The 15,056-nt window shown below is 73.0% G+C and carries 10 protein-coding genes and 1 pseudogene; 8 read left to right on the top strand and 3 right to left on the bottom strand.

The features are described 5' to 3' along the window. From RYN42_RS16030 to RYN42_RS16020, 3 genes are all read left to right on the top strand, one after another. A partial coding sequence (locus RYN42_RS16030) for a YndJ family transporter (RefSeq protein WP_315097808.1) occupies positions 1-1,155 on the top strand: 1,155 nt, incomplete at its 5' end. Next, positions 1,152-1,619, top strand: coding sequence for a hypothetical protein (locus RYN42_RS16025; protein WP_315097807.1), 468 nt, complete (start codon positions 1,152-1,154; stop codon positions 1,617-1,619). The genes RYN42_RS16030 and RYN42_RS16025, both read left to right, overlap by 4 nt. Then, positions 1,598-2,800: an N-acetylglucosamine-6-phosphate deacetylase gene (locus RYN42_RS16020; RefSeq protein ID WP_399552509.1), complete on the top strand. Its 1,203-nt coding sequence runs from the start codon at positions 1,598-1,600 to the stop codon at positions 2,798-2,800. Before RYN42_RS16025 ends, RYN42_RS16020 begins: the two co-directional genes overlap by 22 nt. Here RYN42_RS16020 and RYN42_RS16015 read toward each other — a convergent pair. Both RYN42_RS16015 and RYN42_RS16010 read right to left on the bottom strand, forming a co-directional pair. Further along, complete coding sequence (locus tag RYN42_RS16015) at positions 2,797-3,258, bottom strand: nitroreductase/quinone reductase family protein (protein WP_315097805.1); 462 nt, start codon at positions 3,256-3,258, stop codon at positions 2,797-2,799. The genes RYN42_RS16020 and RYN42_RS16015 overlap by 4 nt on opposite strands. A 21-nt stretch (positions 3,259-3,279) precedes the next feature. Next, the gene (locus RYN42_RS16010; RefSeq protein ID WP_315097804.1) at positions 3,280-6,033 is read right to left on the bottom strand and encodes a glycoside hydrolase family 3 C-terminal domain-containing protein; all 2,754 of its coding nucleotides are present in this window, start codon (positions 6,031-6,033) and stop codon (positions 3,280-3,282) included. A 248-nt stretch (positions 6,034-6,281) separates the two neighbouring features. Between RYN42_RS16010 and RYN42_RS16005 the strand changes: the two genes are divergently transcribed. From RYN42_RS16005 to RYN42_RS15990, 4 genes and pseudogenes are all read left to right on the top strand, one after another. Next, positions 6,282-7,937, top strand: a complete 1,656-nt coding sequence (locus RYN42_RS16005) for a sugar ABC transporter substrate-binding protein (protein WP_315097803.1) — start codon at positions 6,282-6,284, stop codon at positions 7,935-7,937. Further along, complete coding sequence (locus RYN42_RS16000) at positions 7,937-8,929, top strand: ABC transporter permease subunit (RefSeq protein WP_315097802.1); 993 nt, start codon at positions 7,937-7,939, stop codon at positions 8,927-8,929. Before RYN42_RS16005 ends, RYN42_RS16000 begins: the two co-directional genes overlap by 1 nt. Further along, a complete protein-coding gene (locus RYN42_RS15995) occupies positions 8,926-9,867 on the top strand; it encodes a carbohydrate ABC transporter permease (RefSeq protein WP_315097801.1) in 942 nt (313 codons plus the stop codon). The genes RYN42_RS16000 and RYN42_RS15995 overlap by 4 nt, the downstream gene beginning before the upstream one ends. After that, positions 9,864-11,771, top strand: a pseudogene (locus RYN42_RS15990) (beta-galactosidase); the annotation flags it as partial. The gene RYN42_RS15995 and the pseudogene RYN42_RS15990, both read left to right, overlap by 4 nt. 54 nt (positions 11,772-11,825) lie before the next feature. On the opposite strand, the gene RYN42_RS15985 reads toward RYN42_RS15990, so the two are convergent. Further along, positions 11,826-12,788: a LacI family DNA-binding transcriptional regulator gene (locus RYN42_RS15985; RefSeq protein WP_315097809.1), complete on the bottom strand. Its 963-nt coding sequence runs from the start codon at positions 12,786-12,788 to the stop codon at positions 11,826-11,828. A gap of 218 nt (positions 12,789-13,006) precedes the next feature. Here RYN42_RS15985 and yicI point away from each other — a divergent pair. Next, the coding region (gene yicI, locus RYN42_RS15980; RefSeq protein ID WP_315097800.1) for an alpha-xylosidase at positions 13,007-15,056 on the top strand (2,050 nt) is incomplete at its 3' end.

The following is a 15,056-nucleotide window of genomic DNA, read 5'->3' as shown; positions in this document are numbered from 1 at the left end:
GGGCCGGCCGCCGCCGCCCTGGCGGTGCCGTTCGCGGCCGCCGGTGCGGTGCTCGCCGCCTGCACGCTGCGGGTGCGGCTGCTGTCCACGGCGGTCGCGCTGGCGACTCCGTTGGTGGGCGCGGTGGCGCTCGTGGTGGAGCGGGCGGGCTGGGGTCTGCTCGGGTTCGGCGGCGACTACCTCGCCCTCACGGTGCCGCACATGCTCTTCGCGGGGTTCGGTGCGTGCCTGGTGGTCGGCCTGGTGGCGCAGCGGACGACCACCCCGCTGACCCGGGTCGCGTCGGTCGCGGCGCCGGCGGGCGTGCTCCTGGTGCTGGCCGGGTACTTCGTCTCGGACGCCGCCGAGCTGGTGGGTGCGGTGGTCCTCACCGTCGGCCTGTGGTGCGCGGCGGCAGCCGTCGTCGGTCTGACGGGTCCCGGACGCAGGCTGCTGCGCGTCGGCGCGGTGACCATCGGCATCTCGATGCTGCTCGCCCTGTGGTGGGCGGTCGGCGAGGCGACCGGCGTGGCACACCCGAGCCTGTCCTGGATGGCGGCCACGCACGGCGTGGCCAACGCGCTCGGCTTCGTCGTGTGCACGTTCCTGGCCCTGCGCCTGCACGCGGCGCCGGAGCGCGACACGCTGACGTACCCCGACGTCGGGGCGACGCAGCACGGCACCCTCCCGCCGCGCTACCGGCACCTGCGGGTCCGGCACCTGCTGACGGCGGGCTCGACGGCGCACGACCTGGCGGTGGTCGGTGACGCCCTGCTGCGCTGGCAGGTCCACGCGGCGGCGAACATCGAGCTGCGGCACGACGCCGCGGCCGCCGCACCGGGGGTGCGCGTCGCCAGCCGGGTCGGCATCGGACCGGTCCGGCTGCACGAACCGTGCGAGGTGGTCTGGGTCGAGCAGGACGCGGACCGCGTCGGCTTCGGCTACGGCACCCTGCCCGGGCACCTGTTCCGCGGCGAGGAGTCGTTCGTGGTCGAGCGGGACGACGCGGGCGACCTCTGGTTCGCCGTGACCGCGTACTCGGTGGCGGACCTGTGGTGGGTCCACGGTGCCCGCCCGCTCGTCCCGCTCGGCCAGCGCCTGTACCTGTGGCAGCTGGCCCGGGGTGCGCGCCGCGTGCTCGCCGACGCCCGGCGCACCGTGCGGAGCGCAGCGTGAGCGTCCGTGGCGCGGGGCCGATCGCAGCCCTGTGCCTGCGGTGCCTGGTGGTGCTGGCGGCGGTCAACGGGGCGCTGCTGCTGGCACTGCAGGGGATCCGGAGCCCCTCGGTCGTCAGCCCCTCCAGTCTGTACATCTCGTTCCTGGCGCTGCTGGTGACCGCCGTGGTGATCGGGCTGGCCGGCTTCCCGTTCGGTGTGCTGATCGGGCACCTGCTGCGGAACCAGCCCCGCGAGCGGGTGCACGTCATCGTCTTCGCCGTGGTGGGTGCCGTCCTGTCGGTCACGATCTGCGCGATGTGGAACCTGCTGTCGGCCGTCCCGTGGTACGCGCTGGTGGCCGCGGCGGAGGGCGCGGTCGGGGCCGGTGTCGCGCGCTGGTGGACCGGCCGGGTGCACGCTCGCCGGGCATCGTGGACGGACGAGCAGGGTGCGGCGCTCCCATGGGGAAAGATAGCTCCGTGAGCTCCGAGAACCCTCTCGTCCTGCGTGGTCGGCTCGTCACCCCGCGAGGGGTCGTGGACGACGGCGCGGTGGTCGTCGACGACGCCACGATCGTGTGGGTCGGCCCGGCGGAGGTCCTGCCCCGCGGGTGGACGCTGACCGAGCCCACCGACGCGACGATCCTCCCGGGACTGGTCGACCTGCACTGCCACGGCGGCGGAGGGGCCAGCTTCCCGGACGCCCTGGACGCCGCGCAGGCCCAGCGCGCGGTCGACGAGCACCGTCGGCACGGGACCACCAGCCTGGTCGCCTCGCTGGTCACCGCCGCGCCGGACGTCCTGCTCGCCCGCACCGCGGTGCTGGCCCAGCTGGCCGAGGCCGGCGAGATCGTCGGGATCCACCTCGAGGGTCCCTTCCTGTCGGCGGCCCGGTGCGGCGCGCAGAACCCTGCCGACATGCTGGAGGGGGACCCGGAGCTGGTCCGCAGGATCGCGGACGCGGCGGGGGGCCACCTGGCCACCATGACGGTCGCGCCCGAGGTGCCCGGCGCGGACGCGGTGATCGAGGCGCTGGTGGACGTGGGCGCGGTGCCGTCGCTCGGGCACACGGACGCGTCGGCCGAGCAGGTGGACCGGGCGGTGGACCTCGGCTTCGACCTGCTGGCGGCCCGCTCCAACCGCCGCCTCACCGCGACGCACCTGTTCAACGGCATGCGTCCGCTGCACCATCGCGACCCCGGGCCGGTCAGCGCCTGCCTGGCCGCCGCCGCCCGCGGGGAGCTGGTGGTCGAGCTGGTGGCGGACGGCACGCACCTGGCCGACGGCACCGTCCGCGCGGTGTTCGACCTGGTCGGCGCCGGCTCGGTCGCGCTGGTCACGGACGCCATGGCGGCGGCGGGGATGCCCGACGGCGAGTACCAGCTGGGCCCCATGACGGTGCACGTCGCGGACGGGGTGGCGCGGGTCGCCGACGAGACCGGAGCGATCGCCGGGGGAGTCGCCCACCTGCTCGACATCGTGCGGACGGTGGTGGCCGCGGGGGTCCCGCTGGAGGACGCGGTGCTCGCCGCCGCGACCGTGCCGGCGGACGTGCTGGGCCGTCGTGACCTCGGCGCGCTCGCCGCGGGTCGCCGGGCGGACCTGGTCGTCACCGACGCGGACCTCGGGGTCCTCCGGGTGATGCGCGGGGGAGCCTGGGTCTAGCGGGGCGTGAGCACGACGACGGGGGTCGGCGTCGACCGCGTGGCGGCGTAGGCGTCCAGCTGCGGGTCGAGAGCCGACCAGAGCCGCCACAGGCGGTCCCGTTCCTCGCCGGTCGCCCGCCGTGCACGCACCGACCGCGGGCTCCCGCCGGCCAGCCGGACGACCGCGTCCGGGTGCGCCTCGAGGTTGAGCCACCACGACGGGTGCCCCTCGCCCCAGCCGTTCATGGCGAGCGCGACCAGGTCGGGGCCGTCCTCGAGGTACCCGAGGATGACGCTGCGGTCCTGTCCGCTCGTGCGCCCCGTCACGGTGAGCCGCAGGGCGCCCCACCGCCGCCGGCTCGTCGGGGTCCACAGGAAGCGGCCGCCGCTGAGCCGGTAGAGCGTGCGATGAGCCCGCCAGGCCAGGCGGACGAACCAGCGGGGCGGCACCCTGGGCGGTCGCGCTCCGGTCGTCACGACCGCCACCGTAGCGCCGCCTCAGGCGCGGCCGCGGACCTCTGCCAGCCGCACGTCACCCACGAGCACCACCCGCAGGTCGGCGACGCCGTCCGGCGCGACGGGGACCTCGACCGTCGACCAGTCGTACCGGCCGCCGCCGGGGACGGCGGCCGACCCGACCGGCCTCCACGCCCGCCCGGCTCGCACCTCGACGCGCACGGAGCCGGCGCGCGCGACCGTCAGCTCCAGCCGGCCGACGCCGGTCAGGTCGGTGTCGCGGAACAGCAGCCATCCGGAGCGGCGCCCGCGCACCACCTCGACGGCGTCGCCGGCCTCGCGGGTGCGCTCCGCGAACCACACGTCGCTGCGCTCGTCGTGGTCGATCGCGCGCACGGTCGTGTCGAGCAGGGTGCGGGGCGGGACGGGCTCGCCGTCGACGTCGAGCGCAACCACGAGCGGCAGGTCTGCGGACGAGGGCCCCGCATGCAGCTCGTACCGGCCCGGCTCGACCTCGAAGCGCCCGCGGGTGACGTCCCACACGGCCAGGGCGTCGTCGGGGACGACGAGCTCGACGTCCGCGACCGCCCCGGGTGCCAGGTGCACGCGCCGGTGCGCCGCGAGTCGCCGGTGGGGGACCGGCAGGCGGTGCTCGGGCGCGGCGGCGTAGACCTGCACGAGCTCGTCGACGGGCCGGTCGCCGGTGTTGCGCACCGTCACCCGCACCACCCGCTCGGACGCCAGCGTGATCGCCTCGTAGGCGACGGAGGTGTAGGCCAGCCCGTGCCCGAAGGCCCAGCGTGCGGGCCGCGGCGCGTACCAGTGCGTGAGCCCGCCGCCGATGACGTCGTAGTCCAGCAGGTCGCCGGCGTCCTGCTCGGCCTCGGGCCACGCCTGGGCCAGCCGGCCGGACGGCTCGACCGCGCCGGTGAGGACGTCGGTCACCGCGTGCCCCAGCTCCTGCCCGCCGTGCGACGTCCAGACCACCGCCGCGGCGTCGTCACCGAGCGGGCCGAGCACGTAGGGGTACGACGAGACGACGACCAGGACCGTCGCCGCGTTGGCCTCGATCACCGCGCGGGCCAGCTCGGCCTGCGCGTCGGGCAGCCGCAGGTGGGGGCGGTCCTCGGTCTCGCGGCCCAGCAGGTGGGGGTCGTTGCCGACCGCGAGCACCACGACCTCGGCATCGACCGCCGCGGCGACGGCCTGGGCCGTCCCGGACCGCACGGTGCGCAGCGTGAACCGCTCGGCGGTCGCCGCCGACGGTGCGTCGGCCACCAGCACGCCGCCGTCGCGCTGCACCACCACCCAGCGCCCCGAGCCGACGTGCTGCAGCGACACGGAGCCGTCGTCGTGCCGGTGCGCCCGGAAGCTCTCCTGCGCGACCCACCCGTGCACGTGCGTCGCGTCCGCCCGCAGGATCCAGCCGCCCCCGGTCCACAGCCGGCCGGTCGCGGCGGCGCGCAGGGTGAGCACGCCCTCACCCCAGTCGGTCACGTCGTGGTGCGCGGAGGTCCGCGCGGTGGCCACCAGGGTGCCGTCCGCCCCGGCGTCGACGTAGGCACCGGTGGTCCGGGACCGCAGCGCGACGGTGTCCGCGCCGGTCACCGTCACGGCCGGCCGGAGGGCCTCGGCGATCGAGACCGTGTAGGGCGGGGTGCCCGAGTACCAGTCGGTGAGCACCTGGTCGGCGTGCGGTCCGACGATCGCCACCCGGGCTCCGGCCCGCAGCGGGAGCACCCCGTCGTTGGCCAGGACGACGACCCCGCGGGTCGCGGCCTCGCGGGCCAGCGCCCGGCTGGCCGGCAGGTCCAGGTCCGTGGGCACCGTCGACGCCCAGGGGTCCAGGTCGGGGTCGAGCTCCCCGGTGGCCAGGCGCAGCTCCAGCAGGCGCAGGGCCGCACGGTCGACGTCCGCCTGGTCGAGCAGTCCTCGCTCGAGGGCGGCGGTGAGGTGCGTGATCGTCCGCGTGGGGTCGTCGTCGTGGTCGGTGAACGAGTCGACGCCCGCCCGGACCGCGGCCGCGGCGGCGGCGACGTGGTCGTCGTGGTACCGCTCACCGGTGACGAGGTTGGTGGGCGCGCCGGCGTCGGACACGACGAGCAGCGACGCCGCGGTCCAGCTGCGGACCTCGTCGAGCAGCTCGCGCGTGACGTGGTTCGGGCGGCCGTTGACCAGGTTGTAGGAGGGCATCACGGCCCCGACGACGCCGGCCTCGATCGGGCCGCGGAACGCGGGCAGCTCGTACTCGTGCAGCACGCGGGGGGACAGCTGCGCACTGGTCACGCTGCGGTCGGTCTCGTTGCCGTAGGCGACCAGGTGCTTGAGCGTCGGGACGGTCCGCCAGTAGAGCGGGTGGTCGCCGCGCAGCCCGCGCGCGTACGCCGTGGCGAGGTGGGCGGTGAGGTGCGGGTCCTCGGAGAACCCTTCCTCGTTGCGCCCCCAGCGGGGGTGCCGCAGGGGGTTGACCACGGGCGCCCACACGTTCAGTGACACGGTCGGGTCGGCGGCGTGCTTGGCCCGCACCTCGGTGCCCACCACCGCGCCGACGCGCTCGAGCAGGTCGGCGTCCCAGCTGGCGGCCAGGCCGACCGGCTGCGGGAACGTGGTCGCCGTGCCGAGCCAGGCCACCCCGTGCAGCCCTTCGGTGCCGGTGCGGAACGGCCCCAGCCCGACGCGGGGGACGGGGCCGGCGTGCTGGTGCAGCAACGCCACGCGCTCGGCGGGCGTCAGCTGGTCCAGCAGGGCCTGGGCGCGGGCGGCGAACGGCCGGGCGGGGGAGGTGGGGTCGGCCACGGGGTCCTCGTCGTCGAGTGCGGTCGGGTCGGCGTACAAATCGTTTAAGCCACAGAATGTCGAACCGATTCGATGATACGTCGAACCCGCTCTGCCGGGCATCGTGCGGCATTCATGGTGCTTGACGGGCCTGTTTGCCGCAAGTGTCGCTTCCCGACCTCGGTGCTTGCCTCGCCAGGCCGGGAGCCATAGAGTCGCGCCGTCGAACCGCTTCGACGCGATCTCCACGAGGAAGTGAAGGGACGCAGATGAACGCCACGCCTACTTTCGGCCGACTGGGGGACCACGCGGTCGACCGTCGCCGGTTCCTGGGCCTGATCGCGACGGGCGCGGCCGTCGTCGGGGTCCCCGGTCTCCTGACGGCCTGCACCACCACGCCGGCACCGTCCGCCACTGCGGCCGCCGCAGCCGGAGACGTCATCCCGAAGTACATCCCGGTGACCTACATCGAGCCGGACTACCCCAGCGTCGACGGCTCGGTCCCGGGCTTCGAGTCCATCCCCACCGAGCTGGTCCAGTCCGTGGCGAGCGCGCCGGGCACCGGGCTGACGTTCACCGCGATGACGCCGCTCTGGGGCACCATCCCGCCCACCAAGGGCAACACGTACTACGAGGCCGTGAACGGGCTGCTCGGCTCGGACCTGCAGTTCCAGATCACGGACGGCAACGTCTACGGCGACAAGCTGGCCACCGTGCTGGCGTCGGCGAAGGACGTGCCCGACTGGGTGTCCATCCCCTCGTGGAACCTGCCGCCGCGGTTCGGCTCCGAGATCGTGGAGAACGTCTTCCAGGACCTGACGCCGTTCCTCGCGGGCGACAAGGTGACGCCGTACCCGAACCTGGCCAACATCTCCTCGGACGCGTGGAAGTTCTGCGTGTTCAACGGCAAGCTCTACGGACTGCCGTTCCCCGGCGAGGTCATCACCGACGCGATCTTCTACCGCCGGGACGTCCTCGAGAGCCTCGGCATCACGCCGGACGTGCAGAACGGTCAGGACCTCATCGACCTGGCCGTCGAGCTCACCGGCGGCAGCGTCTGGGGTGCCGAGGACCTGTGGAACACGGCTGCGATCATCCACTCGGTCCCGCCCAAGTGGACGCTCGACGGCGACGCGCTCGTGCACCGCGTGGAGACCGACGAGTACCGGGCGGCTCTGGAGTGGAACGCGAAGCTGTTCGCCAGCGGCGCGGTCCACCCGGACGCGGTCGCCGACCAGAACGGTGAGGCCAAGTCGCGGTTCCAGTCCGGCAAGTCGCTGATCGCCAACGACGGCGTCGGCGGCTGGCACGAGGCCATGCGCGACAACCTGGCCAGCAACCCGTCGTACTGGCAGCAGCCGTTCGACCCGTTCGCCGCCGACGGCGGGACGCCCATCCTCTGGAAGGGCAACCCGGCCAACATCTTCTCGTTCCTCAAGAAGACGGACGACGAGGCGAAGATCGAGGAGCTGCTCGCCATGGCCAACGTGCTCGCGGCGCCGTACGGCACCACCGAGTACGACACCATCAACAACGGCGTCGAGGGCGTGCACTACACGCGCGGCTCGGACGGCCTGCCGGTGCCCACCGAGCTCGCCGCCACGGAGCTCCAGCCGACCTACATCTTCCTGGTCGACCCGCCGATCTCCGAGACGCACGTGCAGTACCCGGGGTACGTCAAGGCCGCCTCGGAGTGGAAGGCGAACGCGGCGCAGTACGCGACCGACCCGCTGTTCTACGCCCAGCAGATCGTGGAGCCGCAGCAGTACGCGTCGATCGCCCAGCCGTTCGTCGACCTCGAGAAGGACATCTCCCGCGGTCGCAAGGGCATGTCCGACCTGGACGCGGCGATCGAGACGTGGAAGAGCTCGGGCGGCGAGGAGCTGCGGGCGTTCTACCAGGACATCCTGGACCAGCAGAGCTGATGGCCCTTCCCGATCTGGTCCGGCGCCGTCCTCCCGCTCCCGTGCGGGAGGCGGCGCCCCCGCCGGTGCCGACGAGGAAGATCGGCTGGCGCGTCCGCCTGCGGCGCGACCGGTCCCTGCTGCTCATGGTGTCGCCGGCGATCCTGCTGCTGGCCGTGTTCGCGTACGTGCCGATGCTGGGCAACGTCATCGCCTGGCAGAACTACTCCCCGTACACGGGCTTCCTGGGCAGCCCCATGGTCGGCTGGGCCAACTTCGAGCGCGTGTTCACCAACCCGGCGTTCCTCAACTCGGTGGAGAACACGCTCGTCATCACGGCGTTCCAGCTGGTGTTCTTCTTCCCGATCCCCATCCTGCTGGCGCTCCTGCTCAACAGCGTCGTCACGCCTCAGATCCGCACCACGATCCAGTCGATCGTCTACCTGCCGCACTTCTTCTCGTGGGTGCTGGTGGTGACCCTGTTCCAGCAGATCTTCGGCGGTGCCGGGCTGATCAACCAGACGCTGCGGGACCACGGCCTGGGCAACGGCTTCGACATGATGACCAACCCGGACACGTTCCTGGTCCTCATCACCATGCAGTCGGTGTGGAAGGACGCGGGCTGGGGGATCATCATCTTCCTCGCCGCCCTGAGCACGGTGTCGCCCGAGCTGTACGAGGCGGCCGCGGTGGACGGGGCCAGCCGGTGGCGGCGCATGTGGCACATCTCGTTGCCCGCGCTGCGGCCGGTCATCATCCTGCTGCTCATCCTGCGCCTCGGCGACGCGCTGACGGTCGGGTTCGAGCAGCTCATCCTGCAGCGCGGTGCCGTGGGGACGGGCGTCTCCGAGGTCATCGACACCTACGTCTACTACCAGGGCGTCGTCTTCGGGGACTGGAGCTTCGCCGCCGCGGCGGGGCTGATCAAGGGTGTCGTCAGCCTGGCGCTCGTGCTGGGCGCCAACAAGCTGGCGCACGTGTTCGGTGAGTCGGGGGTGTACAAGCGCGCATGAGTGCTCAGACGACAGTGAGTCCCGTACGGCGTCCGCGCCGGTCCAAGCACCGTCCCGCGTGGGAAGGGCGCCCGTCGGTCGGTGGCCAGGCGCTCAAGGTCGTCGTGCTGACCGCCGTGGTCCTGGCCGTCGTCTTCCCGCTGTACACGGTCATCCTCACCAGCCTCTCGACGCAGGCCGAGACCATCCGCGTCGGCGGTCTGGTGACCGTGCCCGGTGAGCTGTCGTTCCGCGCGTACTCGCAGATCCTCGGCGGCGGCATCGTCACCCGCGCCGCGCTGGTGAGCACGTTCATCACCCTGGTCGGCACCGTGCTGTCCACCACCGTCTCCGTCATGGGGGCGTACGGGCTGTCGCGGCCGGGCTCGTTCGGCCACCGCCCGATCCTGTTCGTCTTCCTGATCACGATGTTCTTCGGCGCCGGCCTCATCCCGACCTACCTGCTGGTCAGCTCGCTCGGGCTCATCAACAGCTACTGGGCGCTGATCCTCCCGGGGGCCGTGTCGGCGTTCAACGTGCTCATCCTGCGCAACTTCTTCATGGGCATCGACATCTCGATCCTCGACGCCGCCCGGATCGACGGCGCCGGCGACTGGCGGATCCTCGGCCGGATCGTGCTGCCGATGTCGCGGGCCGTCGTCGCCGTCGTCGCCCTGTTCTACGGCGTCGGGTACTGGAACGCGTTCTTCAACGCGATCCTCTACATCAACGACAACGCCAAGTGGCCGCTGCAGCTGGTCCTGCGCTCCTACGTGCTGCAGGGCGTCACGCTGCCCGGCAGCGGGGTGGGTCAGGTGGACGTGGCGACCGGCGCGGTGACCGGGCTGCCCGTGAAGATGGCGGTGATGGTGCTGGCCATCGTGCCGATCCTGCTGGTGTACCCGTTCGTGCAGCGGCACTTCACCAAGGGCGTGATCTTCGGCGCGATCAAGGGATGACCGTGTCGTCGTTCGAGGCGCTCACGCGTGAGCGCGGGCTGCTGTACGGGGGCGACTACAACCCGGAGCAGTGGTCGCCGGACGTGTGGCGCGAGGACGTGGCGCTCATGCTCGAGACCGGGGTGAACCTGGTGACGGTCGGCGTCTTCTCCTGGGCGACCCTCGAGCCGCGCCCGGGCGAGCTGAGCTTCGGGTGGCTGGACGAGGTCCTCGACCTGCTGCACGCGGGCGGGATCGCCGTCGACCTGGCCACCCCGTCGGCGTCGCCCCCGCCCTGGCTCGCCCGGCTGGACCCGACGACCTGTGCCGTCGACGCCCGCGGCGTGCGGATGAGCGTCGGCTCCCGCAACCACTTCTGCCCGGGCTCGGCGGTGTACCGCGACCGGGTGGCCGCGGTGGTGACGGCCCTGGTGGACCGGTACGCCGACCACCCCGCGGTGGCGATGTGGCACGTGGGCAACGAGTTCGGGCAGGCGTGCTTCTGCGACCTGTGCGCGGACCGGTTCCGGACCTGGCTGGCAGCTCGGTACGGGGACCTCGGCGCGCTCAACCGTGCCTGGGGGACCGCGTTCTGGAGCCAGCGCTACGGGGACTGGCAGGAGATCGTGCCCCCGCGGGCGGCCCCGTACGTGCACAACCCGACCCAGCTGCTCGACTTCCGGCGGTTCACGTCCGACCAGCTGCGCGACGTCTACCGCCTGCAGGCCGCCGTGATCCGCTCCGCGTCCGACGCCCCGGTGACGACGAACGCGATGGGCCTCTTCCCGCTGGTCGACCAGTTCTCCTGGGCCGACGACCTCGACGTCGTCGCCGACGACCACTACGCCGACCCGGCCGACCCGTCGGCCCCGGCACGTGCCGCCCTGACGCACGACCTGACGCGCGGCGTGGGCGGCGGGCGGCCGTGGGCGCTGCTCGAGCAGGCCGCGGGCGCGGTGAGCTGGCGGCCGCACAACCTGCCCAAGCCGGCCGGCGGGATGCTGCGCGACTCGCTGCGCGCCGTGGCGCACGGTGCGGACGCGGTCTGCTACTTCCAGTGGCGCGCCTCGGCGTCCGGCTCGGAGCGGTTCCACTCCGCGATGCTCCCGCACGCCGGCGCGGACACGGACCAGCACCGCGAGGTCCGCGAGCAGGGCCGGCTGCTCGCGCGGCTGCGCCCGGTCGTCGGGACCCGGGTGGACGCCCGGGTGGCCCTGGTGTTCGACTGGCTCTCGCTCTGGGCGGGCGAGGCCGACTCGCTGCCGAGCAGCCGGCTGACCGTGCCGGACCAGCTGGCCGCGTACCACGAGCCGTTCTGGCGGGCGGGTGTCGCGACCGACGTGGTGCCCCCGGGCGCGGACCTGGACCGGTACGACCTCGTGGTGGTCCCGCTGCTGCACCTGGTGTCGGACGCGGACGCGGCGAACCTCGCCCGCGTCGCCGCGCGCGGCGGGGTCCTGCTCGTGGGCCCGTTCAGCGGGATCGCGGACGAGGACCAGCGGATCCGGCAGGGCCGCTTTCCGGTGCCGTGGGCGGGCACGCTAGGGGTCTCGGGCGAGGAGCACCGGCCGCTGCCCGACGACGGCGTGCTCGTCGCGTCGGAGCGTTACGGCACGTTCACCGCGACGGTGTGGTCCGAACAGCTGCGGGCGGACGGCGCGCACGTGCTGGCCACGTACGGCGGAGCGGGGCTGACCGGGCAGCCCGCGGTGCTGCGCCACGGGACGGCCTGGTACGTCTCCACCGTCCCGCCGGCCGACGTGCTGGCGGAGATCGTGGCGGACTGCCTGGCCGCGGCGGGCGTCGCGCCGCCCCTGGAGTCGGTCCCGGACGACGTCGAGGTGGCTCGCCGCGGCGAGCTGCTGTTCGTGCTCAACCACGGCTCGGCCGAGGTGGGGCTCACCTGGACCGGCACGGACCTGCTGACCGACCGCGACGTCGACGGCGTGCTGCAGCTGCCGCCCGGTGGCGCCGCGGTGCTAGTGGCGCGGGGGAGCGGTGCTGGTACGGGTGGTGAGCACGGGCGCGAGGAGCCGCGTCTCGGCGGGCAGGTCGCCGCTGAGCCTGCCGATCGCCATGTCCACGGCGACGCCCCCGATGGTGTGCGCGGGGATGTCGACGGCCGTGAGGGGGTCGGTCTGGCCGAGGGCCACGTCCTGCGGGCAGACGGCGACCACGGAGATGTCGGTGGGCACGTCCCTGCCGCGGGACCGCAGCGTCTCGAGGACCGCGGGCAGGGCGACCTCGTTGTGCACGATGACCGCCGTCACCCCGGGCAGCGCGGCGAGCACGTGGTCGACGGCCTCGACCGCACCGCTGTGCGAGGACTCGCAGGTCTCGAAGATCGCGTCGAGCCCGAGGCGGGCGGCCTCCTGCGTGAAGCCGCGCACGAGGCGCGCGGCGTAGGTGGTGCGCCGGCTGATCACGGCCTGCGGGGACCCGATGAGCGCGATCTGGCGGTGCCCGAGGCTCGCCAGGTGCTCCACGGCGACGCGGCCGGCTGCCTCGAAGTCCAGGTCCACGCACGAGAAGCCGGTGGCGTCCCGCGGCAGCCCGATGAGGACGGCGGGCTGCTTCTGGCGCCGCAGGATGGGCAGCCGCGGGTCCTCCGCCTCGACGTCCATCATGAGGACGGCGTCGACCATCGAGCCGGCCGCCACCCGCTCGATCCCGTCGTGGTCGTCCTGGGTGAGCAGGAGGACGTCGTGCTTGTAGGCCTGGGCGCGGGTCACGACGCCGGTCACGAACTGCATGATCACGCCGACGTTGACGTCCACTCTCAGCGGAGCCATGAGCGCGAGCACCTGGGTGCGCTGCGAAGCCAGCGCCCGGGCACCGGCGTGCGGCCGGTAGTCGAGCTCCCGGACGGCCCGCTCGACCCGCGCACGGGTCTCGGCCGAGATGGGGCGCTTGCCGGAGAACGTGTAGGAGACGGTGGACACCGAGACCCCCGCCACCCGCGCCACGTCGTCGATCGTCGCCACCACGTCATCCCTTCGTCGACACCTGCCGCGCCCACCCTAGCGAGTCGAACTGCCGTCGAAACAACGGCTCTCCGAGTGCCAGTCTGGACAGCGTTCGCACTGCCACCTAACGTATTCTCGTCATCGAAACGCTTCGATGATGGATCGCCCCGAATTCCCGACGCGAAGGCGCCACGATGAAGTTCACGGACGGCTACTGGCAGCACCTCCCTGGCGTCACGGTCCTGCGACCGCGCCAGGTCGCGGACGTGGTGGTGGGGGAGGACTCGCTCACCGTGTATGCCTCGACGGTGCCCCTGACGTCCCGCGGCGACACCCTGAACAAGCCGCTGCTGACCGTCTCGTTCCGCAGCCCGATGGACGACGTGATCGCCGTGCGCATCGAGCACCACCGCGGCGGCGTCGACCGCGGGCCGTCCTTCGCCCTGGCCCGCTCGGCCGCGGACGTCAAGGTCGTGGGTGCCGAGGACTCGACCGACGGCGTCGCCACCTTCCGCGCGGGTGCGCTCACCGCCCGCGTGTCCACGCGGGGCGCCTGGAACGTCGAGTTCGAGGCCGACGGTCGGGTGCTCACCTCGTCGACCGCCCGCTCCGTCGGGGTCGTCACCGACGCGCGCGGTGACGCGTACGTGCACGAGCAGCTGAGCCTCGGCGTCCGCGAGCACGTCTACGGCCTCGGCGAGCGGTTCGGCGCGTTCGTCAAGAACGGGCAGTCGGTGGACATCTGGAACGAGGACGGCGGGACCGCCAGCGAGCAGGCCTACAAGAACGTCCCCTTCTACCTGTCCGACGCGGGGTACGGCGTCTTCGTCGACCACCCCGGACGGGTGTCCTTCGAGGTGGGCTCCGAGGCCGTGTCGCGCACGCAGTTCTCGGTTCCCGGGCAGTCGCTCGAGTACTACGTCATCCACGGGCCGACGCCCAAGGAGATCCTGCGCCGCTACACCGCGCTGACCGGCCGCCCGGCGAGCGTGCCGGCGTGGTCGTACGGCCTGTGGCTCTCGACGTCGTTCACCACCCAGTACGACGAGGACACGGTGATGTCCTTCGTCGACGGGATGGCCGAGCGCGGGCTGCCCCTGAGCGTGTTCCACTTCGACTGCTTCTGGATGCGCGCCTACCACTGGACCGACTTCACGTGGGACCCGGCCACGTTCCCGGACCCCGAGGGCATGCTGGCGCGGCTGCACGCCAAGGGCCTCAAGGTCTGCGTCTGGATCAACCCGTACATCGCCCAGCGCTCGGCCCTGTTCGACGAGGGCCGCGCGGCCGGCTACCTGGTGACCCGTCCCGACGGCTCGGTCTGGCAGACCGACCAGTGGCAGTCGGGGATGGGGCTGGTCGACTTCACCAACCCCGACGCGGTCGCGTGGTACCAGGGGTACCTGCGCCGCCTGCTGGCCCAGGGCGTCGACGCGTTCAAGACCGACTTCGGCGAGCGGATCCCGACCGACGTCGTCTGGCACGACGGCTCGGACCCCGAGCGCATGCACAACCACTACACGCACCTGTACAACCGGGCGGTCTTCGACGTGCTCGAGGCCGAGCGCGGCGAGGGTGACGCCGTCCTGTTCGCCCGGTCCGCCACCGCGGGCGGCCAGCAGTTCCCGGTGCACTGGGGCGGCGACAGCGAGTCCACCTTCGTGTCGATGGCGGAGACCCTGCGCGGCGGCCTGTCGCTGGCGTCGTCGGGCTTCGGCTACTGGAGCCACGACATCGGCGGCTTCGAGGGCGAGCCCGACGCCGCCGTGTTCAAGCGCTGGCTGGCGTTCGGGCTGCTCTCGTCGCACAGCCGCCTGCACGGCTCCGACTCCTACCGGGTGCCGTGGGCGTTCGACGAGGAGGCGGTCGACGTCGCGCGGCTGTTCACCCGGCTCAAGCTCTCGCTCATGCCCTACGTGGCGCGGCTCGGGCTGGACGCCCACACCACCGGCGTCCCGGTCATGCGGCCGATGGTGCTGGAGTTCCCGGAGGACCCGGGGGCGGCCACGGTGGACACGCAGTACATGCTCGGGGAGAGCCTGCTCGTGGCGCCGGTGTTCACCGCGGACGGGCACGTGGACGTGTACGTGCCGGAGGGCACCTGGACCTCGCTGCTCACCGGGGACCGGGTGACCGGCCCGCGCTGGGTCCGCGAGCGCCACGGGTACGCGTCGCTGCCCCTGTACGTGCGGCCGGACTACGCCTGGGCCGACGGGGTCACGCTCCACCTGGTCGAGCTGGTCG

The sequence above is a fragment of the uncultured Cellulomonas sp. genome (assembly GCF_963527515.1).
Classification (GTDB): domain Bacteria; phylum Actinomycetota; class Actinomycetes; order Actinomycetales; family Cellulomonadaceae; genus Cellulomonas.
The sequence above is the reverse complement of the archived record's forward strand: the minus strand, read 5'-3'. Positions and strand labels throughout refer to the sequence as shown.